Source organism: Luteimonas sp. YGD11-2 (assembly GCF_004118975.1).
GTDB classification, from domain to species: domain Bacteria; phylum Pseudomonadota; class Gammaproteobacteria; order Xanthomonadales; family Xanthomonadaceae; genus Luteimonas; species Luteimonas muca.
In genome coordinates, this window is record NZ_CP035376.1 from 2,277,661 (window position 1) to 2,300,210 (window position 22,550).

Consider the following 22,550-nt stretch of genomic DNA (forward strand, 5'->3'; position numbering starts at 1 on the left):
CATCCAGCGAGTCCGCAATGCCGCCCTCCTCCAGCGTGCCGCTGCACGCGCCCGCCTCGATCTGCCTGCTGCGGCTGTCCGCGCTTGGCGATGTCACCCATGTGCTGCCGTTGCTGCATACGCTGCGCAGCGCATGGCCGCACGTGCCGCTGGACTGGGTCGTCGGCCGCGGTGAACAGAAGCTGCTCGACGGCCTGCCTGGCGTCACCTTCCACGTCTACGACAAGAAGAGCGGCCTCGCCGGCATGCGTGAATTGCGCCGCGGCTTCGGCGGCCCGCGCTTCGACGTGCTGTTGCAGATGCAGGTTGCCGCGCGCGCGAATCTGCTGTCGGCGTTCATTCCGGCCAGGCGCCGCATCGGCTACGACCGTACCCGCTCGAAGGATCTGCATGGCCTGTTCGTCAACGAGCGCATTCCCGACCGCCCCGGCATCCACGTGCTCGACGCGATCGGCAGCTTCTGCGAGCCGCTGGGGCTGCAGCAGGGTGAGGTCGTCTGGAATATGCCGGTGCCTGCCGAGGCGCACGCATGGGCGGCGGCGCAATGGCCCGACGACGGCCGCCCGGCGCTGCTGATCTCGCCATGCTCCAGCCACGTGCTGCGCAACTGGCGCGCCGAGCGCTACGCCGCGGTGGCCGACCACGCGCTCGCGCGGGGCTGGCGGGTGGTGCTGTGCGGTGGACGCAGCGCGCTGGAGCGCGACACCGCCGACGCCATCCTCGCCGCGATGCATGGGCCCGCACTCGATCTCGTCGGCAAGGACACCCTCAAGCAGTTGCCGGCGCTGCTGGCTCGCGCTGCGCTGGTGATGACCCCTGATTCCGGCCCGATGCATATCGCCAACGCGATGGGCGCGAAGGTGCTGGGCCTGCACGCCGCCAGCAACCCGGCGCGCAGCGGGCCGTACTCCGACCGGCGCTACTGCGTGGATCGCTACGACGATGCCGCGCGGCGTTTCCTCGGCAAGCCCGCCGATGCGTTGAGGTGGGGCAGCAAGATCGAGCGCGAGGGAGTGATGGACCTGGTCACGGTTGACGACGCCATCGCCGCGTTCGAACGCTATGTGGCCGATCGCGATGCCGGGCGAACGGGAGCCGCGGCGCGATGATCCGCCCGGGCCTTGCACGCCGCTTGATCCTCGCTGCCGGCTTTGCGGTCGCGTTGGCCACGTTCGCGATCGCGGACATGGACCGTCCCGATGCCGATCTCGGCCAGTGGCTGTTCCTGTCCGGGCTGGCGGTGTTCGCGTTCCTGCCCTACGGCGTGCTCGCGCTGGCGACACGTACCGGGCCGGCATGGGTGGCCCTGCTGGCGGCGCTGGCGATGTCCGGGCTGGACCTCGGCGCCCGCATCCGCGTGCGCTGGTTTCCGCAGGACGCCCAGGACGGGCTGCTGCTGATGTTCCTGCCGCTGTGGCTGCTGCCGGCCAGCCTGTTGCTGTGGATCGCGCTGGTCGCCGTGCGCGGCTGGCGCGCCCGCCAGCGCTGAAGCGTGCCGCGGCGTGGCCTCAGCCCGCGCCGCGTGCCCCGCCGCGGTAATCGCGGTAGGACTTCTCCTCGACGTAGCCCGAGCCGAGCAGCAGGTTGATCTCCTTCTTCACCCGCGCCCGCTCGTCGTTCTCGAGATACACACTGCGCGCAAGGCGGACGAATTCCGCGTCGAACTCGCCTGCGCGATCCTTGAGGCGGATCGCGTCCTCGATGTCCCACAGGCGCTCGTTGACCGCCTTGAGCTCCGCACGCAGCGCCGGCAGGCCGGCGGCGCCCGCCTCGAAGCCGGGGGTGCGCGCGGGGGCGGGATGCGCCATCCACGTGCGCTCGAGCGCGGACAGTTCCTGGCGCACGTTGGCCAGCTTGGCGGGATCGGAGATCCGCTCGGCCTTGATCTGCAGGATGGCGATCTTGTCGAGCAGTTCGCCGAACGAGACGGGGACGAGGATTTCGGACATCGGCACGTGCAATAAAGGCAGCGGACGCCAGTGTAGCGCGTCGCTCAGCGGGGCCAGCGGATTCGCTTGTCGGCCGCAGGACGCACCCGTATGATGTGCGGCCCGCGGCGCATGCCCCGGGCCACCGGAGAGGTGGCAGAGTGGTTGAATGTACCTGACTCGAAATCAGGCAGGCGTTTATAGCGCCTCGGGGGTTCGAATCCCCCCCTCTCCGCCAGTTATCAGCGCAAGTCGTTGAATCGAAAGGCCATTCTTCGGAGTGGCCTTTTTGTTACCTACTCCGTTCCCACCGCGCGACGATGTCCGCGAACGGCGTCGACGCCTGCCACACCTCAGCAATCCATTCGGCCCAATCGGCGGCGGTGTCGAGCCTCACGGTGACCTGGGGGGCGGCGTTGGCTGGGATGCGCGAGCGGTCCCCTCGGCGCCCGTGCCGGGACCGCGGCGTCCACGGGATCCCTCGCACTTCGATCATGCGCTCGACGTAGCGCATCCCCTGGCGCTGGCTCGCAGCGCGTGCCTCGAGCCGGCCGTCCTCGCCCCAGCGCGCGAGCCAGAGGCGCCCGTCCGCGTAGCAGGCGGCGATGCACACGTAGTGGCAGTGCAGGACAGCACCGTCGTCGGATGGCACCCAGCGGCAGGTCGAAGGTAGTGGCATGCGTGCCAGCCTATGCAGGCTCGTCGCACCGGCCGCGACGCGCCCGGGCGCCGTGGCGTAGGATCGCGGCAAGGGGGATTGGCATGAAGGGACTTGCAACTGCGCTACTGGCTATCGGCGCGCTCATCGCGCTGCCGGGGCTCCTTATGGACACCACGGTCGCGGCCGGCGCCAGCCGCGTTCACAACATCGGCCTCCTCTCCCGCCAAGGAAACTTGCTGGCGGTTGGGGCTTTGGTTTTCCTCTCCGGCGTCGTCCTTTGGATGATGGCGAATGCGCGCCGTCCCACCACGCCAGCGCCAACCCGCGGCGCCGATCCCGCTGCAGTGGCGGATCTCAAAGCGCTGCTTTCGGGGAAAGGGAAGACCGGGATCGTGTTGAGCACAGAGGACGGCCGCACCGTGTTGGCGGTCGCGCCGGGTTCTGCTGCCGCTGACGCCGGGGTCCAGCCCGGGGATCGGGTGGTGCAAGTCGATGGCGTGCTCGCCGATGGCGACTACCGGGCCGTGTCCGTGCAATTGGCAGGAGAGCCAGGGTCAGTCGTCGACGTTGTCATGCGGCGCGGCGCCGACCCTATTCCCGTGCGCCTCATCCGGCGCTGAAGCGTCAGGAGCGCCCCGGGTGCCCCGTTCTAGACCGGTCCGGCGGCGCATGCACCGGCGGATGACGGCGGGGCGCCGAGGCTTGGCCAGCCTACACGCGACTCATGCGCCGGGCACGCGGCCGGGGTTACGCTCCGCCCATGTGCTACTCCGCCCAGGTCCAAGCCGAGTACTCCAAGTTCCGCCGGGAGACCGGCGCGGACATGGACCTCGACAGCTACATCCGCATCTTCTGGTGGCAGGAGGGCAAGGACCCACGCCGTGAAAAGGTGCCGCGTGCGCTTGAACGCGACATCCTCGAGCACGGCCCTGCCGAGCTGGCCGACCTCATCCGCCGCTGGGACGCCTGGGAGACGGACAAGCTCACGCAGGAGCTCTTCGCCCAGCGCCGGCGCGTAGCGGACGCCCAGCGCGCACTGCAGGCCAAGGACACGAAGAAGGCCCGCGAGGACGTGCGGATCGGCACCAACAAGGTAGAAGCCGCGCAGCGGCGCCTGGACGTGCTCAAGGGCCTGCCGAGTGACCAGGACCACCGCATCTATCCAGGCACCTACTGCCCAGTGCTGGTGTCGGAGGGTGGCGAGCTCGTGGTGAAGCTCATGCGCTACCAGTGCCGCCCCGCCGGGAAGCCGGCCTTCTACGATCGCAAGTTCCCCGGCACCTACAACGCCAGGCGCGACAACCTCGAGGGCTTCTGGGGCGACCTGTTCGGTCGGCAGCACGGCGTCATGATCGCGTACCGCTTCTATGAGCACGTCGAGGTCGACGGCGAAAACAAGATCCTGGAATTCGTCCCGCGCACCGGCGAGCCGATGCTGGTGGCGTGCGTGTGGTCCCGGTGGTCTGACCCGCAGGGTGCCGAGCCCGAGCTGCTCTCATTCGCCGCGGTCACGGATGACCCCGAGCCTGAGGTGGCCGCGGCTGGCCACGACCGGACGATCATCAACATCAAGCCCGAGCACATGGACGCATGGCTCAATCCGGATCGGGCGAGCACGGAAGCGCTCTACGCAATCTTCGACGACAAACAGCGGCCCTACTATGAGCACCGGGACGCCGCATGACAGCCACGTATCACGGATTTGAGAGACCGTGACAAAGCTGAGTAGACGGTTACGACTCTCCTCGCTTTGACCTTGTATATACAGAGTACGCGTATATACAATTCGCGACCCGACAAGGATGCCGCGCGTGAACTTCAAGATCTCGCCCCGGGTAAGGGCGAAGCTAGCGGATGAGAAGCACAACGTTACACCTCAGGAGGTGATCGAATGCTTCGCCAACCGAGATGGCCCTGCCTTCAGAGACGAACGCGCAGAGCACGATACTGATCCGATGACACAGTGGTTCATCGCAGAAACTGACACCCGACGCCTCCTGAAGATCGTCTATATCGAGTATCCAGGCTTCTTTGCGATCAAGTCCGCCTATGAGGCGAATCGCACTTGGATCGACAAGTACGAAGAGATGTGCGCCGCACACGGCGCCTAATGAGGAGTAAGCAATGACGAGCATCACCGAGCCAACTGGGGATAAGGCGTGCCCGTGGGATACGGGCGAGCTTGGCCTTTCGGTGGAGCACGCGCGGCCAACGACCAAGGAGCATGCGGTCGCCGTGGATGACGCGTTGGGTTTGCAACTGATCTCGATCCGCCTGCCGAAGCGGTTGATCGATGATCTGAAGCTGATCGCTGGAGATGAGGGCCTTGGCTATCAGCCGCTCATAAGGCGCGTGCTTATGCGTTTCGCTGCAGCCGAGTTCCGCTCTCGCGCTCATGAGGAACTTGTGAGCTTCAGCGAGAAGGCAGGCAGTGCCGCAGAGCCCGATGAGGGTGTCGAGCCAGCACGGCGCGCAGCTTGCGGTTGACCACCAACGAGCCCCTCAGAAGAGGGGCTCTTGCGTTAGACGGCTTCAATAAACCTGGCTCACCGATAACGCTTATTGCCGCCAGACGTGATGCAGTACTGCCCGCCCCGCGGGCCCGTGCAGTTGTACGACCCGGAGCACGGGCACCCCCCAGTCCACGACTGAGAGGGGACTGCCCGGGTCTGCGACACAGGCGGCGCGGCACGTCTCGCGCAACCGGGACTGCCGCAGGTGTAGCGCTCGGCGACCCATCCTTCCTCCCCATCGGCGACGACTCGGATCCAGCCCTCCCGCCGCTCCTGGACGGCGAGCTCTGTGCCCCGGGCTGCCTTGCCCAGCACGGACCCTTCGGGGCGATCGCGGAGGTTGAGCGTCGACGCGTCCACGTAACGCGTCTCGCGTGGCACCGGTGCCGTCGAAGACAGCGCAGTCGCCGCAGGAGTGGGCGCAGTCTGGCTTGCCACCGCGTGCGGCTCGTCGGCTCCGCCCGAGCAACGGCCAACGATCCACGCGATCGCAAGCAACAGCACCAACCCAATACCTTGGGCGCTCCCTGCGCGACCCGCCATCTCCGTCCCCGGTGGCTCTCCTGTCCGCATCAACGCGCGAGGCTGACCCAATCGGCCAACCCGGTGTGAGACAAGCCCTACACGCAGGGTGGAACGTGGCTGACAGACCTGACCAGCTCGTCGCCTGACACTACGCCCGCCAATGCACGGCACTACGGCAGACGGAGAGCCGGCGATCTACGGTCCCGGAACCCTCCCCTGGGCGGACACGTCATCGCTGCCGGAACCGCAGTACTCCAACCGTGCGGGCGCCACAAGGAAGGTGCCGCTGGCTACCCCTCACGACACATCAGGAGGGAGTCGCGCCTATCCTCGGCTGAGCAGGGCTTCCACCTGTTTCCAGGCTTTGTCGATGTGAGCGTGAGCGCGCTCCAAGTGTCCTCCGAAACGCTCCCGCACATCCGCGAGACGGTCCCACTCGGCTTGGGATCGATATGCGATGACATACGTTGGCGCGAGGATGCGGGCTGCCTCGATCTCCACGATTGCTCTGCTCAGCGGCATTGCCGTTTCACCGAGGTCGCTGATCCGTAGCCGCTGTGCCTCGATGTTCGCTGGTATCAGCATAGGGTTCCGAACATCGTCCCGGTCGGTCAGGAGCTCGCTCAGTGCTTGACTACGTCGCTTTCGATGCCACTCAAGCACCTGCCTCGACCGCCGCTCCCATTCCTCCAAATCAGCTCGAATGGACAGGGCGACCGCAAAAGCGCGGGCGTCGGCATCCCTACGTCGCCAGCGTGAGTCGCGCAGGGCTATTCCGAGCGCCAGAAGAACCGCGCCTATCGTGCCCGCTCCCACTAACAGCTCGCTCCAGCCGCCAGCACCTTGTGTAAAAACCAACGTTGAAAATGTCACCGCAGGCTCGCTGCCCGTGCAGATGTGCGGAGGGTCGCATAATGGGCGAGCAGCGCGCAGTCGTGGCGCCCGCCACGCAGGTCGCCCGGAGAGTCGCATGGGCCAAGGTCGGCTGGCAGGCCCAATGTGGACTGCACCACGAGCGCACGATGGGTGCGTGACCCAAGGAGCAACATCATGGACGTGAGAACTGACTACGACAGCGCGATCGAGATCTATCGCGAATGGCTCGTTGAAGGTCGTGACGCGGTCGACCTGCTGAACACCGTCGACAAGAAGCTGTTCGACCTCGCGCACCACTTGGCGATAGCGCACCGCAACCTCGCGGAGAATCGGGCCGAGCTCCATAGCCTGTTTGCTTGGCGAGGTGAACGAAACCGCCAGAACATCGCGCGAAGCTCAGAGGCCATTGAGGCGCTGCTGAGCGTTCGCGATGAGCTGTTCGACCTCCGGTTCCATGTGCTGAAGCGGATCGAGACCCTCGGCCAACTGCAGCGGGTCACTGCGGCAGCGTATTGACCGCGTGGCGTGACGCCGGCGCCTGCCGGCGGACCGGGCCAATGCCAAGCCCGGGGCCGGCGCCCACTTCCTGGCTGATCAGGTCGACCAGCTCCCCCAGCGCCTCGTCGCCCTCTTCCTCCGCGATCTTGCTCAGCGTCGTGAGCTGGGCCGGGAGCGCGCCCACGGGTAGCTCCGTCGTGCGTGCAAGCCAGCGCACCGCCGCCGGGCTCTGCATGAGGCGCGCCGCACCGTTGGAGGCTGCGGCCACTGCACCGATTCCGCCGGCGACGCCCCACTGCCCCGTCAGCAGCGCCACGACCGCGCCACCGGCGCTGAGCCACTGCGAGATCGCGCCACCGCTGCCAGACGGGTTGGCGAGCACCTGCGAGCCTTCCCGGAGGTTCTGCGCCACGCGCGCAATCCGATCGACGTCGTCACTGAAGCCCTTCCCATAGCGGTCGAACAGGGCGCGCTTCGCCTCAGGGCTCATGCGGTTCCAGTTCGTCAGGAAGGTCTGGGGCGAGAACGCCTCGCCCGCCGCGTCCTGCACGCCGGGCGTCGCAAGGCCCATGCGGCGGATAACCGCGGAGGACACCATCTCCTGGCCCTCGCGCGGCAGCGACTGCATAACCGCGCGCAGCGTAGTGCCGCCATGCCGCGACCCGGAGAGCGCGGCGTTGTACACGGCCTCCGGTCCGCCTTGGCGACTGACCACACGCTGGACCTGTTCGAGGCGGTCGGCGGACACGCGGGTGTAGTTGTTCGCCCGACGCGCCGCGCGCTCTGCCTCCGGACCCATTCCTCGGGCCGCTTCCTCGAGGTCCTGCGACAGGGCCGCATAGAGGCGGCGGTACTCACGCACCGGTCGGTCCGGGGAAAGGGTGAAGTCCGATAGTTCCGCGCCGATCCTCTCCCTGAGCTGCCGCACCGCCGCGTACGGCATTGACCCGCTGCCCGCTGAAAGATCCGTCGCCACGTCCTGGGCCATCGCGCGGATCTGCGGGTTGATCAGTCGCTGCGACGTGGCCACCGCGCCGGGGGTCGCCGACGTCAGGTCAGCCAACGCGCGCTGTGTGTTGGACAGTGGCATGGCCGTCCCGGCAGGGATGAACTGGTCGGCCTGCCAATACAGGGCGCGGCGCATCGCCTTCGTGTTGTTCGCGAAGGTCTCCACCCCGCGCTCGATGGCGCGGCCGGCACGCTCGGGGTCGGATCGCTGAGCGAGTCGATTGGCGACACCCTCCGCCGCCTCGCCGATCTCCTCCGCTTGCGCCGTGCCCTTGCGCGCCATGACGCCGGCGCCGCCGGGCGAACGACCGAGCATCGTCTCGAAGCCGCGCGCGCCCCAGCTCTCCGTTGCCTGGCCCACCGTGGGCGTCGTGCCGATCGACTCGAACGCATTGAGGTTCTGGCGCACCCGGTCGGGCGACGCGCCGCGGACCATGCCCCGCACCCCCGCCTGCGCTGCCGCTGGCACGACACCAGGCGCCAGACCCGCCGCCAAGCCGACGCCAATCTGGGTCAGGGGCGAGGCGCCACTCTCCCGGGCCACGCTGGATGCACCGGCGCCAGCCGCGGCGCCGGCCGCCTGAGCACCGGGTGCCGAGGTCAGGAAGTCGGCGAGACGATTGCGCACTACGCCCTGCCCTGCGCCTGAAACCGCGCCAGCGCCCCCCAGGCGCGCGAGGGCGTTCAGACCCGCCCCAGCGCCCATCGTGGTTGCCGTACCCGCCAGAGCCTCTCCTACGTCGCCCAGGACGCGCTCACGGCCCGACTGCGGCGCCGGTAGGCCGATGCGGTCGGCCAGCATGCCGGCGGCGTCACGATAGGACGGCTGGTCGCCGGGTAGCACCTTGTTGAAGGCGTCGCCACCGATGGCACCGATCATGCCGCCGACGCCCTGCAGCGCCGAACGCGCGCTGAGGCCAACGCCGCGCAGCTCGGCCTGCATCCGTCCAGGCTGGGCCGGTGGCGCTTCGGTGCTGGTCGCCGACCCGGTCACCTGGCTGAAGTTGGCCGGTGCGGACGCTGGGACGAGACCGCGGCGCTGTGCCTCCTCGAGCAACTCCCGGTCCCGGTCAGGGATGGGCAGCCCGCGGCGCTGAGCTTCTTGCAGCAGTTCAATCCGGCTCGCCATCACTGACCTCCACTGAGCATGCGGAGGAGCTCGTCGTCGCTCACACCGCCCAAGGCGGACGACGGCGCTCCGGTCTGACCGCGCTGGCCGATACGCCGCTCCTCGTCGGCGAGCGCCTGCCGCACTGCCGACGTCCAGCCTTCGTAGTGCTCCTTCACCCGATTGAGGTTGGCGCGGATCTGCGCCTCGCTCTGGTTCGGGTCGAGGTTGGCCACGGTGGACTGCAATGCGATCAGCTCCTGCACTGCCACCTGTCCCAGTGCGCCGCCGGTGGGCGAGTTGTCGCGCATCTGCTGCAGCCGATCGAAGCCGAGGTTCGCTTTCACGGTCTCGATCTCGGACGCGAGGTTGAACGCTGGGGATCCTTCGATGCCTCGGCTGCGCGCACCGATGAAGCCGGTCGACATCGGACCCAGCATGCCGAGCGCGTTGTCGATCGACTCCTGCACGTTCCCTGCCGCGGTCAACGCCTGGCGGTAGGACGCGACCCGCTTGGGCGCCTGCTGCTCGCGCTCCACGTCGATCTTCGCCTGCCCGACGCCGCGCTCCCGTTCGATGGCGCCCTGCGTTTCGATGGCCTGGCGCTGCGGAAGGAACGACAGCTCCGTCGCCTGCCGCGCCGCGGTCTCGGCCGCGGCCCTCTCTGCCGATGTCGGAACCCGCACCGGCCCCACGCTGCCGCCATTGGCATAGTCGAGCGCGGGCGGAAGCGGCGCAGCGGCCGACTGCATCGGCACCACCGCCTGCGTCGTCTGCAGTTGATTGCCGCCGCCCTCGCGGATCGTGCCGCCGCCCATCTGCTGCGCGGCCCACGCGTCGACCTGATCGGCCGGGATGCCGGCGGCGATCATCTGGTTGGCGCTTGCGGCGATCTGGTCCATGAGCTGCTGCCCCTGACCCTGCTGCAGCACCGGCGCGCTCTGGCGCTGCGGTGCCGGCGCCTGCTGCTGTCCGCCCGCGCCCATGCCCTGCCCCAGCGGCACCACCTGGCCGGTCGGACCGCCGCTGCTGACAACGCCATACGGAAGCCGACCTTCCTGCTCCATGATCCGGATCGTGGCGTTGTTGCGACCCAGGACCTGCGTCGAGCCGTCGCGCATGATCGCCACCCGGTTGCCGGCCTCGTCGACGTAGGTGGACTGCACGCCGGTGGCGCCGTTCGGCGTGCCGTAGGCCTGAATGATCGACTGCGCCGTCTGGCCCACCACCTCGTTGTACTCCGGCGGCAGCTCCGACAGGCCGAACTTCTGCAGCGTCGGCACCATCTGGCGGTAGAGGCCGGGGCGAGCCTGTTCGGGCGCCGAGGTCAGCATCTTCGACATGTTCACCAGCGTGCGAGTGCGGCGGTCCTCCACGGCGCCGAGGTTCTCGCCGAGCGCGAAGCCTGCAGCCGGGTCCGTGGCGATGGCCTGCTGGATGAGGCCCTGCTGCTGATCACCGGACGCACCGAACGCCTGCGACGCGATGTCGGCCAGCCTGTTGCGGCTTTCCTCCTGTTGCCGGATCTGGCGGTTCTGCATGCCGAGCTGCTGCCCGCGCTGGAAGTTGCCCATGATGTCGGGGTACATGAGGTTCGCCATGGTCAGGCCCTCCAGCCTTGGCCCCAAGCTCCGAAGGCTGAGTTGCCGTTCCAAGCGGTGCCCGTTGATTGGCCGGCCTGCCAGCCGGAGACGTTGGGCGCGAACGCGCCCAGTTGATTCGGGGTGCTGTATGCGGACGATCGCCCGGTGCCGGCGGTGTACTGGCCAATTCCTCCAGCGATCCCGGCCAGTGCGTTGGTCCAAGCGTTTGCGCTGCCAACGGCTGCGCCGGCCTGCGCGTTCCCCTGCGCCGCGTACAGGTTGCCCATGGCGTTCGCGGCGTTCTGGCCTGCCGCGCCGACACCGGCCGCGGAGTTCTGCCCCATCCTCGCCATGTCCATCAGGTGATTGCGGTGGTTGCCGAGGTTCTGGCTGGCCAATCCGGCCGCGTACGCCATGCGGTCTGCATCGGCACCGCCGCTGTAGAGCCCGCCGCGGGCTGCCGCGGACCTGTCGCGCGCCTGGAGCCCCTGCGACATTGCGAACTGGTAGTCCGGCGCGTTCTCGAATGCGCTGTAGTCGCCCCCGGCCATGGCAGTGAGCCCGGCCAGCGCGTTGGTGCCGGCGCCCATGTAGGGCTGCAGGTTCCGTTGGATCATGTCGAACTGGCGCTGCTGTTCGGCAATGCCGGCCTGTGCTGCCCCGCTCTGCGCTTTTGCCGCGTCCTTCGCTGCTCCCGCTTGCTGGCTCGCTCCGTACGCCGTGAGCGCGCCCGCAACGACCGTACCCGTCACTGCTGCCATGTCAGACCACCTTTGTCCAAGAAGATTCGGTTTGCGCGTAGCCCATGCGCGCGTAGATCTCCGCGGCCTGCGGAGGGCTGGATGCGAGATGCACCATCTGGATCGTGTCGACGCCTCGTGCCTTGCAGGCGGGTTCGATCGCTGCGAGCAACGCTTTCCCGGTGCCGTGGCCCTGAGCTTCGGGGTTCACCCACCACACGACTTCGTAGGCTCCGGTCTTGGCTGCGTTGAACATGAAGGGCGCCACGAAGAGCCCCACCATTCCGCAGACGCCGGCGTCGTCCTCGGCCATGAGGAGCACGTGGTTCTGTGCGAGGTTGGTCGCCAATGCCTCGACGGTGGAGGGGCTGAAATCCGCCCAGGTGGCATAGCTGGTCGTCGCGTAGAAACGCTCGGACATGGCGACGACCGCCGGCACGTCGGCCAGCGTTGCTTGTCGAACTCGCATCAGGACTCCTTGGGAGTGAAGAAGGCGACCGCCACCAGGCGCCCGTCGCTGGGGCCGGCGCCGAACGCCGGGAACGGGTAGCGGCTGTGGAACAGGCGGGATTCGTAGATGACGCCGCGGCCAAGCTTCATCTCGGCGAGTTGCGTCATCTCCCACGAGGCCTCGTCGTTCCAGTCATCGCGGACTGCCACCCACAGGGCGTCGTCGCCCACATCGATGGCTTCCGCGCCAGTGGCCCGATGTCGCCAGAAGGCCGTGCCGCCGGGGCCATCGGACAGGTAGACGACTGCAGCGTGCGTGCCCCAGCCGATATCGCTGTGCACCGCCGCGTTCGGGAGCTCGCCGCCGTAGTTCAGGCGGTAACCCATGCCGAGCATGTCCACCGGCCCCATGACGTTCTCGATCGCCTGCTGCAGGCCAGGAACGTCGACCAACGCCACGCGCTTGTAGACCTCGCCGTCCGGTGCGGACCAATCCACGAAGGGCGCGCACAGGGCTGCGTCCCGCACCGCAGGCGGGAGAAAGTTGTCGATCACGATCACGTCGGGCGGAGTTCCGGAGACGTCGAGGATGGGCGGCCAGACCAGGCCGGCAGAGGTTCGAAGACAAAGGCCTGTTGCATCGGCTCGGCGCCGGCGCACAGGTCATCCTGCCTACTGTCCCTCTCTTTCGAGGATAGCGATTGGCGGGTGTGAATCGTTCCCGACGCGAAGCGGACGCGCGCCTCATGTAGCCGGGTCTGGAACATCACCAGCGCCACGGTCCGCAGCTCGAAATACACGCTGTTGCGCATCCGCAGCGCCCGGGAGCGCGCCGACACCGGTTGCGGCGCCCGGCGTGCCCACATGACTGCCAGGGCATCGCCGGCAGCCAGCTCGCAGGCTTCTGTGGTCGCCGGCAGTCCGTTGCGGATGCAGTAGGCGGACAGGTAGAGCCGCCCGTGCCGATGGATCGCCTCGAACTGGTGCGCGTCGCCGGCGTGGAACAACAGCAGGAGCGCGGGTCGGATGTCGTGGCGGCCCTGGCGCATGAAGGCCAGCGCTGCTGCTTCCCGCCAGAGGTGGCGCCGCGACCAGCAATTGAGGTCTCGGGGATCCATGCGGCCTCAGTGGCGTGGAAGGAGTTGCGGGGTCAGCTCGAAGTCGACGCGCGCGACGCGCCGGCTCGCCGAGAACCAGAGGACGGGCGCACACGAGCACGGGGCATCGTGCTGGACGGCGCAGTGATCCTCGTGCTCCAGCCACCACCCCGTGGCCTCCTCGCCGAGCGCCTGGTTGGCGATTGCCTGCCGCAGTTCGAACTCCTGCTCTGCGGTCATCACGTCAGCCATCGGTCGTCCTCCTCGCACGCAGGTTGGCCTCAGCGCGGCGCTTGCCTTCCGGCGTGCGCGGGCCCGTGCTCATCCCGCCGTGGAATCGGCAACGGCGCTTGCCCGGCACGCTGAGCGCCTCGCAAGGTTGGCCGTCGCGGTGACGCTTGGCGCCGCACACCACCCGGTCGACAGCCTTGACGCTGCTGCCGCGGGACTCATTCACGCGCGTGCGCCTGCGCGCGATGCGTCCAGTCAGGTCCGCACTGTCCATCGCTCAATCCCCCTCGCCCGGCTCGGACTCGCCTTGCTGCACCGTCTTGCGGCGCCGACTCACGTGATACGGGGTCAGGAAGGCATGCGCCTTGAGGTCCGCCGTGGGCTGGGCGTTTCCTTCCCGATCGGTCCAGACCTTCGGCGTGAGCTCGCCAGACAAGGTGACTGGCTCACCGGCTCCCATGGCCATGAGCCCGTCCACCACGCGCGCGCTGAAGGCGATGACGGACACGCTCAGCCGTTCCTCGTCCGCGGTGGTCACCAGGACACGCGCTGTGACGTAGGCGCTTCCGTTGCGGCTGGTGCCGGTCTTGGGGTCGGCCGCGAGTCGGCCGGAGACGAGGGCATCGATCATGGGTGTCTCCTGGGCACGTCGGCCCGTCGGGGTGGGGAGCAGGGTTTGAATTGCGCCGGCGCCGTGAGGGCTTGGCGGACACGCGCTTCGGACGGACGCGCACGTGGGACCGGGCTGGGCGGGGCCTGTCTCTCGCGATCACACGCGAAGCGGTCAGAAATCGGGTTCTGACTGGACTGGTTGATCCCCCACACCCCTAAGTAGATCAACCAGTCACTAGTCGCACAGGACCAGGACCGAAACGGACGGGAGCCGCGCCTAGCGGCGGTCCCCCGTCTCGATTCGGACTGGTTGGTCTGGTTCAACCAGTCGCCAACCAGTCGGGAGCGCGTAACAACGCCGTTTTCTGCTGCCACTAGTTGATTCATGGCGAACACCTCAACCAGTCACCGGGCGATAGACGGGAAACAGGCCCTTGGCCCGCAGGATTGGCTCGTCACGGACGGTCAGAAGGCCTTCCCGCACGGCTATCTGGAGGTAGGGCGCAGCCCAGCCGTTGTTGCGGCCAGCGGCGATCGAGACCTGCTTTGCAGTGGCCTGTTTGCCGGCGTTGCAGAGGTCCCGGACGAGCGCGACGACCTCCTCGACCTTGGCCATCTGCGCGTCGTCCTTGGCGGCCTGGCGCTGTTCGGTCCGCTGGCCCTGCATCAACTGCCTGAGCTTTCGCCAGCGAGCGCCCTCGAGGCTGGGAGGCACCGGCACCGTGGCCAAGGCAGCCCCGAACGGCGTCCCCTGCCACTGGAAGAACACCGGTGGCGGGTCGATCGCCTTGGAGCTGTCGAGCGGCACGAGCGCGGAGACGCGACCGCCGGCGCGGGGAGCCACCATGGACCGCAGGACGCTCCGGGCGTCGTTGTCCGGGAAGGGTTCCTCCGCACTGCCCAGATTGACCAACAGGAGGTTCTGGCGGCTGTTGTAAGCCAGCGCGGTGGCGCCGCGGATGTCCGCCACAGACAGGTTGAGGTCCGGGAGGTTGCTCGAGGCCGCTTGTGAGGTGTGGTGCACCAGGACCACGGCGACCTGGAGCGAGCGCGCGATCCGGCGCAGCGCCCGAATCAGGATCTTGAACGAGCGGTTGTCTTCCTCAGCTTCGCTCAGGGTGGACGCGGTCTCGAACACAACAAGCCCGGGTGGGACCGGGTCGTCCATGCGGCTTCGCAGCGCTTCGATCACGGCGTCGACCGCGAACGACTCCACAGGCGCCCGCTCATGGACTGCAACGATGGTCTGGAACGCCTCCATCCCGGGCACCTGCAGGTCAGGCACCACGATCCGCGCACGGACCCGCGCCGCGTCCTCCTGCCCAAGCTGGCTGCAGCGGGCGAGCACCTTGCGGGCGTACTGCGGCCGGTCGTCCTCTGCCGAGTACACGAGCACGCAGCGATCCGGCTGCGGCTTGAGGCCGACGACCTTGGTGCCGAGCACGTAGGACACCGCCAGCGCGATGGTGGCAAACGTCTTGCCCTCGCGACCCGGGGCCGCGATGACGGACACCTCGCCGATGGGGAACAGGCCGCACTCCTCGTGCTGGAACGCGTGCGGGTGCGGCTCCTTCGCCGCCTCGAGCTCCTCTTCGCTGAAGCCGGTCAGACGCTCCGCGAAGCGTTCGGCGAACGATGACGCCTCCGCCAAGGCATCCGCCCCAGTCGTCGCCACGTGGCGGTGATCGGACTGGGGCCAGTCGGCCAACTGCTCCATCCGCGCCAGCTCGTCCGCATCGACAGCCTGCAGTGCTCGCTGCTCAAGGCTGGGCCGATGGGCCACGGTCGGCGCGCTCATGCAGGCACCCCCGTTCGCACCGGGCGTGGCTGGGTGAGCACCGCCGCCGCGTGGTCAATGCGAGCCACGGCTTGGGCCAGCCGCTCCTGGTCTTCCGCGGGAAGCGGGCGTGCGGCTACGAGCTCATGGGAAGCGATGAGCACGACCTTCGCCTCCACCGCCAACACAGTGAGAGCAGCGGCCCAGCCCGCCTCACGAATCGCGCGACGCGCGACGCGGCGCTCTTCCTCGGACTCGGGCCAGTGGCGTGGAGGCATGATGTCCGCCCACGTCAGCCCAACAGCGGTGAGCACCTCCTCTGCAGGGCAACCACCGAAGCAATGCACCAGCACGCGACCATCGCGCTCGGTGACCGAGAGCTTTCGGGACCGGCCACTGCATGCGGGACAGCGTGCGCGCCAGCCAGTGCCCGAGCGCTGCAGGCCGTCCAGACGCTGCAGGAGTGGCTCGGCCGTCGCATCAGCAACATGGAAGGCCATGCTCATGCGCACTCCCGGTTGGCGCCCAGGTAAAGCGGTTTGGGGGCGCAGTTGCTCGACGCAGCCGGTGCGTAGCCGACTCGGACAAACCAGCCATCCCGCAGGCCGGCGCGGATGATGGCGCCGAACGCTCGCTGCTCCGGGTGCACCTGCAGTCCTGCCTCATGGGCCCACTCGCGGTAGCGTTCGCACGTCCACGGGATCGCCTGCTCCGCGGCGAAGGCTGCGAGCAAATGGAGGGCGTGGGTCGACCAGCCCGGGGACAGTTCGTCGGCACGTGCCAGCGCGGCGTCGATGCCACGCTTACGGCGTCCTTCAGCCCGACGCATGGCGTTGTCGCGCGCGCTGGACTCGGTATGATTGGCATGCATCCCGCTGGTCGCGAATGCACCCTCAAAGTCCGCCCCGTCCGGCGGACTTTGTTTTTCCAGGCTTCGCTCATCCATGGCTGCCCCCCCGCGCCATGAGCTGCTCCCGGATCCGAAGCACTGCGCGCCGCGCGCCGTCCAGGTTGCCCGCGACGGCTTCGCACTGCTGCGGCGATGGGTCGTCGGAGAGCGCGATGAGCTGGCGCTGCAGCGAGTCAGCAAGCTCGTGCAGGTTCGGAACGGTCGGCACGGGCGCGGGGGCGTAGAGCGCCTTGAGCAGGGCGACAGGGGCGTTCACGAGTGCACCGCCTTTCGAATGGCCAAGCGCTCGCGGATCCAGCCGTCGACCTCTGCAGCGCTCCAAGCGCTCGCACGCTCGCCGAGCTTCACAGGAGCCGGGAACTGGCCGTTCGCGATCTTCCGGTAGATCTCGGTCCGGGAGAGACCAGTCCGGGCTTTGACCGCCGGCAATCGTTCGAGAGTGAGCGCGCTCGCAGCGTCGCTTGACGTGTGGGACATCGTTGCCTCCCTGTTTACTGGCCGCTGCCGGATGACAGGGGCCGCTGCGGGATGCAGCGATGCCTAAGCTATGCGTCACTAGGGGCCGCATCAGCCATAGAACGTCAGGAATAAATGGACGTTCTATGGCTGACTGCTTACTGCCCGGGCTTTCTGCCTCTGGGGCTCCGCTCCGTCACGCGCAGCCCTTCGTCTAACGCGTTGCGTAAATCTGCTCGGATCTTCCGCTCCTCACTGAGGTAGTTCTCAATGGCTGCACGTGGGTCAGCCGTGGCGCCCACCTTCCGATAGCAGAGGCCGACTATCTCCCGAAAAGGGCTATTCTCAGCCTTGCTTGGCACCAATCCCTTTGGATACGGCTGAAGCCGCGTTGACACGTGCCGAGCTGCCTCTTCGCTCCGCTCCGGTGCACGACGTTGTGCGTCACGCCAGCCTTGGCGCAAGGCTTCGTGAATGTGACGCACGGCCCTCGGATCCGCAGTTCTCCTTCGCGACGGGCCTTGGGGTAAACGGGCCTTAGCTGCCACCGCCGAGTTCCTCAGCGCTTGCAGGCGGGGCACGAGATGTGCAGCCACGGACGGGCCCGAATCAGCCCATCGGTCCCCTTGCCAGTAACCCTCCTCGACCAAGCCATACGCTACGCCATGGGCCGCATCCCGTTTGGGAACAACGAGGGCCTCGAGCTTCTTCGATAGCTTGCCGGACAAGTTGGAAATTTCGTCCAAGATCGACATCACGTCGGCTTTTGGCGCGTAGTTTGCGGGGTTGGCAATCATCTCGACAATGGGGATCGCGTAACGCAGGCGAGTGATCTGCTCGTCGCCAACACCGAGCTCCTTCAGCCTGGCCCTGTCGTCATCACTGAAGTCGGGTAGCTTTGCCATAGGTGTACGCTCTGAATTACTCCGGAAGAGAACGCACGAACTCCCTCTTGCGCTCATCGCTCCATTCGAGCGTCTGCAAGATGTCGAACTCGCCCGCCACGACCATCTGCATGAGATGCAGGAACCGGCGCTGGTCCGAGAGCGACATGCCACTCATGAGTTCCAATGCCTCGTGCTCGGAACAGCCAGGACCGACGATCTCCCCGCTGGGGAGCGCGTACAAAGTGTCGCGTGACTTCTCAGGCGTTCGATTTGCGTCGATGTGCATGTCATTTCCCTCCTGCATGTCGACTAGGTGCGTCACCGCCGGCGGCGATAGCGGGCTGCCACAGACAGTCGGCCCAAGCCACCGGCGCCATGCCGGTTCCTCGCCGAAAGACGGGTTCCTCCATGCGGGACTCACCCACGGGCGACGCGCTTCGGTGAATGTCGTCAGCCAGGTCGATCCATGGAAGTGCGCACAGACCGCCGCCGCCCGGCAGGTTCATCGCCCGTCGGCGCAGTTGATCCGCCGTCGCCTTTCCGGAATCGAGCGCCTCCAGGATTTGCAGAAACGCCCCTACCGTCTCGCGAGGCGCCGAATCCATGTCTTGGCCCGACTCTCGTCGGTCTGGGGTGGAAATTGGCGGCATTGCCGCAGCGAGCTCGATAGCGAGCGCCTTTAATTCCTCAGGACTAAGTGCCATGGCTCAGGCCTCCACGGCAGCGTAGAGGCGTGCACGATCCCGCGTTGGCAATGCGGCCCAGAGCGGATCGTCAGCGTCGACGCGCCCGCGCAAGCTGCACCCGGACCAATCGCCCATGATCGGGCCGGCGTCCGTCATGCCGCGCTCGAACGGCGTGCAGTCGAACTCGATGTACGGGTACGCGCCGCGGTTCAAACGCGTGCCGGGGCGCAGGACGCGGCGAATCCGGGTCGGCACACCCTCGCCGGGTCGGCGGCGCATCCAGCGATGCGTCGCCGGGATGACCAGGTTGCCGGCGCCAAGGGGAGGGGACGAGATCTCCACGACGTCGCTCGCCGCAGTGGGCTCAAGCCCGTGCTCGCCGTACGCCATTACCGTTTCACTTGCCAAGGCGATCGCCTTCAGCTCTTCGGGCTTGAGTGCCATGACTACGCCCCCCCTTCTTCGACCGGTTCGAGGACGCTGAGGACCTGAATCATCTCCGCCGCTTCGGTCAGGTCGAAGTCTATCGGGTGTGGCTGGAAAGACAGTAGAGCACTCGCCTGCCAGCCAGCGGCCGCTGCAGACGCGACGTTCTCCTTCAACCTCTGCAGTTCGCTGTTTGCCTTGATCCCGTCCAGCAACAGCCAGCGGATCCTTTCGATGTCTCCAGTGGAGATTGCGTGCTTCGCTACACTTTCAGTTGCCATGATCGTTCTCCTATCGAACGGTTGTGGAAGGCGGGCCGGGTGCCTCTAACACCCGGTTCCGCCGCTTTGCCGGCTATGCCGACGCTGTGTGCCGGGCCTTGCGAGCCTGACCAATGTGGGCCACCTCACCCGGGACGGTCTCGCAGTAGCGCGCCCAGTCCGCCATCAGCGAGGCGCGCTTGGTGAACAGGTCCGTACGGCGGTAGGCGGCCTCGGTCTTGTCGGAGAGCGCGTGTGCCAGCGCCTCCTCAGCGATCTCCCGCGGGTATGCGGTCATGTCGGCCGCCCAATCGCGGAAGGTGGATCGGAAGCCGTGCGAGACCACGTTCGGGCGCATCTCCTTCAGCAGCTTCAACGGCGCCGCGGTCGTCATCGTCGGGTTCTTCCCAGAGCCCGGAAACAGGTAGGCGTGGTCCTCCCCGTGGAGCCGCGGCAGCGCGCGCAGCAACGTGAGGGCAGCGGGCGACAGCGGCACGCGATGCGGCTTGCCAGCTTTCATGCGCTCCCCGGGGATGGTCCACGTCCCAGCGGCCAGGTCGAACTCCTCCCAGCGCGCGCCGGCCACCTCGCTCGGGCGCGTGGCGGTCAGGATCTGGAGCTCCAACGCGCGGGCCGACAGCCCCCCGCGGGCGCGCAGCTCGCTCATGAACTCCGCGAGCTCGGCGTACGGCAGCGCGGCGCGTGGCGTGACCTTCTTGAGCTTGGTCGGCTGCGGCAGCAGCTTGTCCAGGTGGCCCCGCCACCGCGCCGGGTTTTCCGTGTGGCGGTACTTGCGAGCCGCTGCCCAGTCGAGCACGGCCTCGATCCGTTGCCGCACGCGCGTGGCGGTTTCCGTCTTCGTCGACCAAATCGGCTCCAGCACGCGCAGCACGTCAGGCGTCTCGATGCTCGCCACCGGCATCGGAAGCAGCGGCGCGGCGTAGGTGTCGAGCGTGGCGCGCCACTGCTTGCCGTGCTTCTCGTTCCGCCAGGACGCGGCATGCGCCGCGATGTAGCGATCAGCGCAGTAGCCGAACGTCACCGCGCTGGCCCGCTCCCGGGCGCTCTCGCTGCGTTCCTGCCGGCGACGGTCGATCGGATCCATGCCGGCCCGCAGCACCATTCGCGCGTCGCGCGCGGCCTGTCTGGCTTGCTCGAGCGAGATGTCCCGCAATGGCCCGAGCCCCTTGTCGCGATGCTTGCCCGTCGCTCGGTCGCGATAGCGGAAGACCCAGGACTTTGTGCCGAGCTTGGAAATGTAGAGGTAGAGGCCGTCGCCGTCGCCGTAGCGACCCGCTTCCGAGAGCTGGCGGACCTTGAGCGCTGACAGCTTGTTGATCGAACGGGCCATGTTCCCTCCCCTGTTCCCTACATTGGACAGGGGATTGAGTGGGACGTCAAGGGACGGGACGGGACGACTCAGCGATAAAGTCCGCAGTAGAGTGCTGAAAAGTAGAGTCCCTTGGAACAGGGCGGCACATCATGGGACTACGGTTGGGCGGACCCCCTCTCCGCCAGATACGCAAACGCCCCGCAAGGGGCGTTTTGCGTATCTGGCGGAGAGGGGGACTTTGGGTCGAACCCCCGGGTTCGACCCGAAGGCGCGCAGCGCCGCAGGGCGCGCGGCCAACGGCCGCGCAATCCCCCGCCCGGACACCACGTCCGCGAGGCGTTTTGCGTATCCGCCCGTCAATGCCATCATCGCGCCACGCCATACGCGCCCCGACGGACCGCATGCCCGCTGACCCTACCCCGCCCGGACCGCCGTTGTTCCCTTCGGCCCCACCGGCAATCGCGGACCACGCATGATCGAGTTCGGGCATCTCACCCACGCCGGCCTGCGGCGCGAACTGAACGAAGACACCTATTACGGCGATGCCGAACTCGGCCTGTGGCTGGTGGCCGACGGCATGGGCGGCCACGAGTACGGCGAAGTCGCCAGTGCGCTGGCGCGCGAGACCATCGTGCGCGAGGTCCGCCAGGGCACGCCGCTGGCGCAGGCGATCCGCATCGCCGACGAGGAGATCATCCGCGCATCGCGCCGGCGACACGATGCGTTGCCGATGGGCACCACGGTGGTCGCGGCGCGGGTCGAGGGCCAGCGCTTCCAGGTGGCCTGGGTCGGCGACAGCCGCGCCTACCTGTGGCGCGACGGCAAGCTGGTGCAGCTGTCGCAGGACCACAGCTATGTGCAGGAACTGATCTCCCAGGGCGCGATCAGCATCGACCAGGCCCGCCACCACCCGCACCGGAACGTGGTCACCCAGGCCCTGGGCGTTACCGAGCCGGAGGCCCTGAAAGTGGAGACGCTGTCAGGGGAACTGCAGTCCGGCATGCAGCTGCTGCTGTGCAGCGACGGGCTCACCGAGGAAGTCGACGACCGCGGCATCGCGCGGGTGCTGGCGCATGACGAATGCAGTGCCCAGGAGTGTGCGGACGGCCTGGTCGCCGCCGCGCTCGACAACGGCGGCTCGGACAACGTCACCGTGGTGCTGGTGCGCAGCCAGTAAGCGCCCGGCCCGGCAGCGACCGGGCAAGCAGTATCCGGAACCATCCGCGAAGGTCCGCGCCGACCCCGGCCCTCAGGCAGGGGTTTCCAGGCTGGCCGGCGACGCCTGCACCGTCTCCCACACCGTCCTGCCACCGGCGCGCTTGCGGATCGCATCCAGCCGTGCCACGTGCGCAAGCAGTTCGGCCTCCGGCACCACCACGCGCGGGCGCGGCCCCAGCCGCAGCCCGGCCAGCGCGATCGCGGCACTCGCGGCTTCCGCCTCGTCCACCTGGCCGAAGCCGATCTCGCCCTGCCCCGCGGTCAGCGCGAGGTAGACCTCCGCCAGCAACTGGGCATCGAGCAGCGCGCCGTGGAGCTGGCGATGGGCGTTGTCGACACCCAGCCGCCGGCACAACGCGTCCAGCGAGTTGCGCTGGCCGGGATAGCGCTGGCGCGCCATCTCCAGCGAATCGAGCACGCGTACCCGGTCGCCCAGCTTGCCGACGCCCTCGCAGCGGGCGAACTCCGCTTCCAGGAAGCCCATGTCGAAGGCGGCGTTATGGATCACCAGCTCGGCGCCGTCGACGAACTCGATGAACTCTGCGACGACATCGGCGAACAGCGGCTTGTCGGCGAGGAACTCGACCGTCAGCCCGGTGACCTCCTGCGCGCCCATCTCGAACTCGCGCTGCGGGTTGAGATAACGGTGGAAGGTGCGCCCGGTCGGTCGCCGCTCCACCAGCTCGACGCAGCCGATTTCGACGACGCGGTTGCCCTTGCGCCATTCCAGGCCGGTGGTTTCGGTATCGAGAACGATCTGTCGCATG

General features: G+C 67.8%; 31 protein-coding genes and 1 tRNA gene. 9 read left to right on the top strand and 23 right to left on the bottom strand.

Going from position 1 to position 22,550, the window contains the following annotated elements; genetic code table 11:
* Positions 1-17 precede the first annotated feature (17 nt).
* Positions 18-1,109, top strand: coding sequence for a glycosyltransferase family 9 protein (locus ERL55_RS10375; RefSeq protein WP_129136358.1), 1,092 nt, complete (start codon positions 18-20; stop codon positions 1,107-1,109).
* Entirely contained in the window at positions 1,106-1,489 is a 384-nt protein-coding gene (locus ERL55_RS10380; RefSeq protein WP_129136359.1) for a hypothetical protein, read from the top strand. Before ERL55_RS10375 ends, ERL55_RS10380 begins: the two co-directional genes overlap by 4 nt.
* Before the next feature lie 19 nt (positions 1,490-1,508).
* Here the strand turns inward: ERL55_RS10380 and ERL55_RS10385 are convergent, their stop codons facing one another.
* Positions 1,509-1,949 (bottom strand): hypothetical protein, encoded by a 441-nt coding sequence (locus ERL55_RS10385; RefSeq protein ID WP_129136360.1) that lies wholly within the window; start codon positions 1,947-1,949, stop codon positions 1,509-1,511.
* Between the two features lie 126 nt (positions 1,950-2,075).
* Here ERL55_RS10385 and ERL55_RS10390 point away from each other — a divergent pair.
* Positions 2,076-2,166: transfer RNA gene (locus ERL55_RS10390), tRNA-Ser, on the top strand.
* Positions 2,167-2,220: 54 nt separating this feature from the next.
* On the opposite strand, the gene ERL55_RS10395 is transcribed toward ERL55_RS10390, so the two are convergent.
* Complete coding sequence (locus tag ERL55_RS10395) at positions 2,221-2,580, bottom strand: hypothetical protein (RefSeq protein WP_129136361.1); 360 nt, start codon at positions 2,578-2,580, stop codon at positions 2,221-2,223.
* 110 nt (positions 2,581-2,690) lie between these two features.
* Between ERL55_RS10395 and ERL55_RS10400 the strand changes: the two genes are divergently transcribed.
* From ERL55_RS10400 to ERL55_RS10415, 4 genes are all read left to right on the top strand, one after another.
* Positions 2,691-3,209 (top strand): PDZ domain-containing protein, encoded by a 519-nt coding sequence (locus ERL55_RS10400; protein ID WP_164972178.1) that lies wholly within the window; start codon positions 2,691-2,693, stop codon positions 3,207-3,209.
* Positions 3,210-3,349: 140 nt separating this feature from the next.
* Positions 3,350-4,273: an SOS response-associated peptidase family protein gene (locus tag ERL55_RS10405; RefSeq protein WP_129136363.1), complete on the top strand. Its 924-nt coding sequence runs from the start codon at positions 3,350-3,352 to the stop codon at positions 4,271-4,273.
* A 127-nt stretch (positions 4,274-4,400) separates the two neighbouring features.
* A complete protein-coding gene (locus ERL55_RS10410; protein WP_206733307.1) occupies positions 4,401-4,700 on the top strand; it encodes a hypothetical protein in 300 nt (99 codons plus the stop codon).
* 13 nt (positions 4,701-4,713) lie between these two features.
* Positions 4,714-5,076, top strand: coding sequence for a hypothetical protein (locus ERL55_RS10415; protein ID WP_129136365.1), 363 nt, complete (start codon positions 4,714-4,716; stop codon positions 5,074-5,076).
* An 875-nt stretch (positions 5,077-5,951) separates the two neighbouring features.
* Here ERL55_RS10415 and ERL55_RS10425 read toward each other — a convergent pair.
* Positions 5,952-6,500: a hypothetical protein gene (locus ERL55_RS10425; protein WP_129136367.1), complete on the bottom strand. Its 549-nt coding sequence runs from the start codon at positions 6,498-6,500 to the stop codon at positions 5,952-5,954.
* Positions 6,501-6,677: 177 nt separating this feature from the next.
* Here ERL55_RS10425 and ERL55_RS10430 point away from each other — a divergent pair, with 177 nt between their 5' ends.
* A complete protein-coding gene (locus ERL55_RS10430; protein ID WP_129136368.1) occupies positions 6,678-7,019 on the top strand; it encodes a hypothetical protein in 342 nt (113 codons plus the stop codon).
* Here the strand turns inward: ERL55_RS10430 and ERL55_RS10435 are convergent.
* From ERL55_RS10435 to ERL55_RS10525, 19 genes are all read right to left on the bottom strand, one after another.
* Positions 7,000-9,138: a hypothetical protein gene (locus ERL55_RS10435; RefSeq protein ID WP_129136369.1), complete on the bottom strand. Its 2,139-nt coding sequence runs from the start codon at positions 9,136-9,138 to the stop codon at positions 7,000-7,002. The genes ERL55_RS10430 and ERL55_RS10435 overlap by 20 nt on opposite strands.
* On the bottom strand, positions 9,138-10,706 hold the full coding sequence (locus ERL55_RS10440) for a hypothetical protein (RefSeq protein ID WP_129136370.1): 1,569 nt from the start codon (positions 10,704-10,706) through the stop codon (positions 9,138-9,140). The genes ERL55_RS10435 and ERL55_RS10440 overlap by 1 nt, the downstream gene beginning before the upstream one ends.
* Positions 10,707-10,720: 14 nt before the next feature.
* Positions 10,721-11,461, bottom strand: coding sequence for a hypothetical protein (locus ERL55_RS10445; protein ID WP_129136371.1), 741 nt, complete (start codon positions 11,459-11,461; stop codon positions 10,721-10,723).
* A gap of 1 nt (position 11,462) precedes the next feature.
* Positions 11,463-11,909: a GNAT family N-acetyltransferase gene (locus tag ERL55_RS10450; protein WP_129136372.1), complete on the bottom strand. Its 447-nt coding sequence runs from the start codon at positions 11,907-11,909 to the stop codon at positions 11,463-11,465.
* Positions 11,909-12,451: a DUF6445 family protein gene (locus ERL55_RS10455; RefSeq protein WP_129136373.1), complete on the bottom strand. Its 543-nt coding sequence runs from the start codon at positions 12,449-12,451 to the stop codon at positions 11,909-11,911. Before ERL55_RS10455 ends, ERL55_RS10450 begins: the two co-directional genes overlap by 1 nt.
* Positions 12,448-13,008, bottom strand: a complete 561-nt coding sequence (locus ERL55_RS10460) for a hypothetical protein (RefSeq protein ID WP_129136374.1) — start codon at positions 13,006-13,008, stop codon at positions 12,448-12,450. Before ERL55_RS10460 ends, ERL55_RS10455 begins: the two co-directional genes overlap by 4 nt.
* A gap of 6 nt (positions 13,009-13,014) precedes the next feature.
* A complete protein-coding gene (locus tag ERL55_RS10465) occupies positions 13,015-13,239 on the bottom strand; it encodes a hypothetical protein (protein WP_129136375.1) in 225 nt (74 codons plus the stop codon).
* Positions 13,232-13,492 (bottom strand): HGGxSTG domain-containing protein, encoded by a 261-nt coding sequence (locus ERL55_RS10470; protein ID WP_129136376.1) that lies wholly within the window; start codon positions 13,490-13,492, stop codon positions 13,232-13,234. Before ERL55_RS10470 ends, ERL55_RS10465 begins: the two co-directional genes overlap by 8 nt.
* Before the next feature lie 3 nt (positions 13,493-13,495).
* Complete coding sequence (locus ERL55_RS10475) at positions 13,496-13,849, bottom strand: single-stranded DNA-binding protein (RefSeq protein ID WP_129136377.1); 354 nt, start codon at positions 13,847-13,849, stop codon at positions 13,496-13,498.
* Positions 13,850-14,227: 378 nt separating this feature from the next.
* Positions 14,228-15,628, bottom strand: coding sequence for an AAA family ATPase (locus ERL55_RS10480; RefSeq protein ID WP_129136378.1), 1,401 nt, complete (start codon positions 15,626-15,628; stop codon positions 14,228-14,230).
* Positions 15,625-16,113: a DNA primase gene (locus ERL55_RS10485; RefSeq protein ID WP_129136379.1), complete on the bottom strand. Its 489-nt coding sequence runs from the start codon at positions 16,111-16,113 to the stop codon at positions 15,625-15,627. The genes ERL55_RS10480 and ERL55_RS10485 overlap by 4 nt, the downstream gene beginning before the upstream one ends.
* Entirely contained in the window at positions 16,110-16,553 is a 444-nt protein-coding gene (locus ERL55_RS10490; RefSeq protein ID WP_129136380.1) for a hypothetical protein, read from the bottom strand. The genes ERL55_RS10485 and ERL55_RS10490 overlap by 4 nt, the downstream gene beginning before the upstream one ends.
* The gene (locus tag ERL55_RS10495; protein WP_129136381.1) at positions 16,546-16,773 is read right to left on the bottom strand and encodes a hypothetical protein; all 228 of its coding nucleotides are present in this window, start codon (positions 16,771-16,773) and stop codon (positions 16,546-16,548) included. Before ERL55_RS10495 ends, ERL55_RS10490 begins: the two co-directional genes overlap by 8 nt.
* Positions 16,770-16,994, bottom strand: a complete 225-nt coding sequence (locus tag ERL55_RS10500) for an AlpA family transcriptional regulator (RefSeq protein WP_129136382.1) — start codon at positions 16,992-16,994, stop codon at positions 16,770-16,772. The genes ERL55_RS10495 and ERL55_RS10500 overlap by 4 nt, the downstream gene beginning before the upstream one ends.
* 900 nt (positions 16,995-17,894) lie before the next feature.
* On the bottom strand, positions 17,895-18,146 hold the full coding sequence (locus ERL55_RS10505; RefSeq protein ID WP_129136383.1) for a hypothetical protein: 252 nt from the start codon (positions 18,144-18,146) through the stop codon (positions 17,895-17,897).
* A gap of 1 nt (position 18,147) precedes the next feature.
* Positions 18,148-18,564 (bottom strand): hypothetical protein, encoded by a 417-nt coding sequence (locus ERL55_RS10510; RefSeq protein WP_129136384.1) that lies wholly within the window; start codon positions 18,562-18,564, stop codon positions 18,148-18,150.
* Positions 18,565-18,567: 3 nt separating this feature from the next.
* Positions 18,568-18,990 carry a hypothetical protein gene (locus ERL55_RS10515; protein ID WP_129136385.1) on the bottom strand — a complete coding sequence of 141 codons (423 nt, stop codon included), beginning with the start codon at positions 18,988-18,990 and terminating at the stop codon, positions 18,568-18,570.
* 2 nt (positions 18,991-18,992) lie between these two features.
* On the bottom strand, positions 18,993-19,253 hold the full coding sequence (locus tag ERL55_RS10520; RefSeq protein WP_129136386.1) for a hypothetical protein: 261 nt from the start codon (positions 19,251-19,253) through the stop codon (positions 18,993-18,995).
* Between the two features lie 73 nt (positions 19,254-19,326).
* A complete protein-coding gene (locus ERL55_RS10525; RefSeq protein WP_129136387.1) occupies positions 19,327-20,583 on the bottom strand; it encodes a site-specific integrase in 1,257 nt (418 codons plus the stop codon).
* A 454-nt stretch (positions 20,584-21,037) separates the two neighbouring features.
* Between ERL55_RS10525 and ERL55_RS10530 the strand changes: the two genes are divergently transcribed.
* The gene (locus tag ERL55_RS10530; RefSeq protein WP_129136388.1) at positions 21,038-21,742 is read left to right on the top strand and encodes a PP2C family serine/threonine-protein phosphatase; all 705 of its coding nucleotides are present in this window, start codon (positions 21,038-21,040) and stop codon (positions 21,740-21,742) included.
* A gap of 72 nt (positions 21,743-21,814) precedes the next feature.
* On the opposite strand, the gene dnaQ is transcribed toward ERL55_RS10530, so the two are convergent.
* Complete coding sequence (gene dnaQ, locus ERL55_RS10535) at positions 21,815-22,549, bottom strand: DNA polymerase III subunit epsilon (RefSeq protein WP_129136389.1); 735 nt, start codon at positions 22,547-22,549, stop codon at positions 21,815-21,817.
* Position 22,550: the final 1 nt, after the last annotated feature.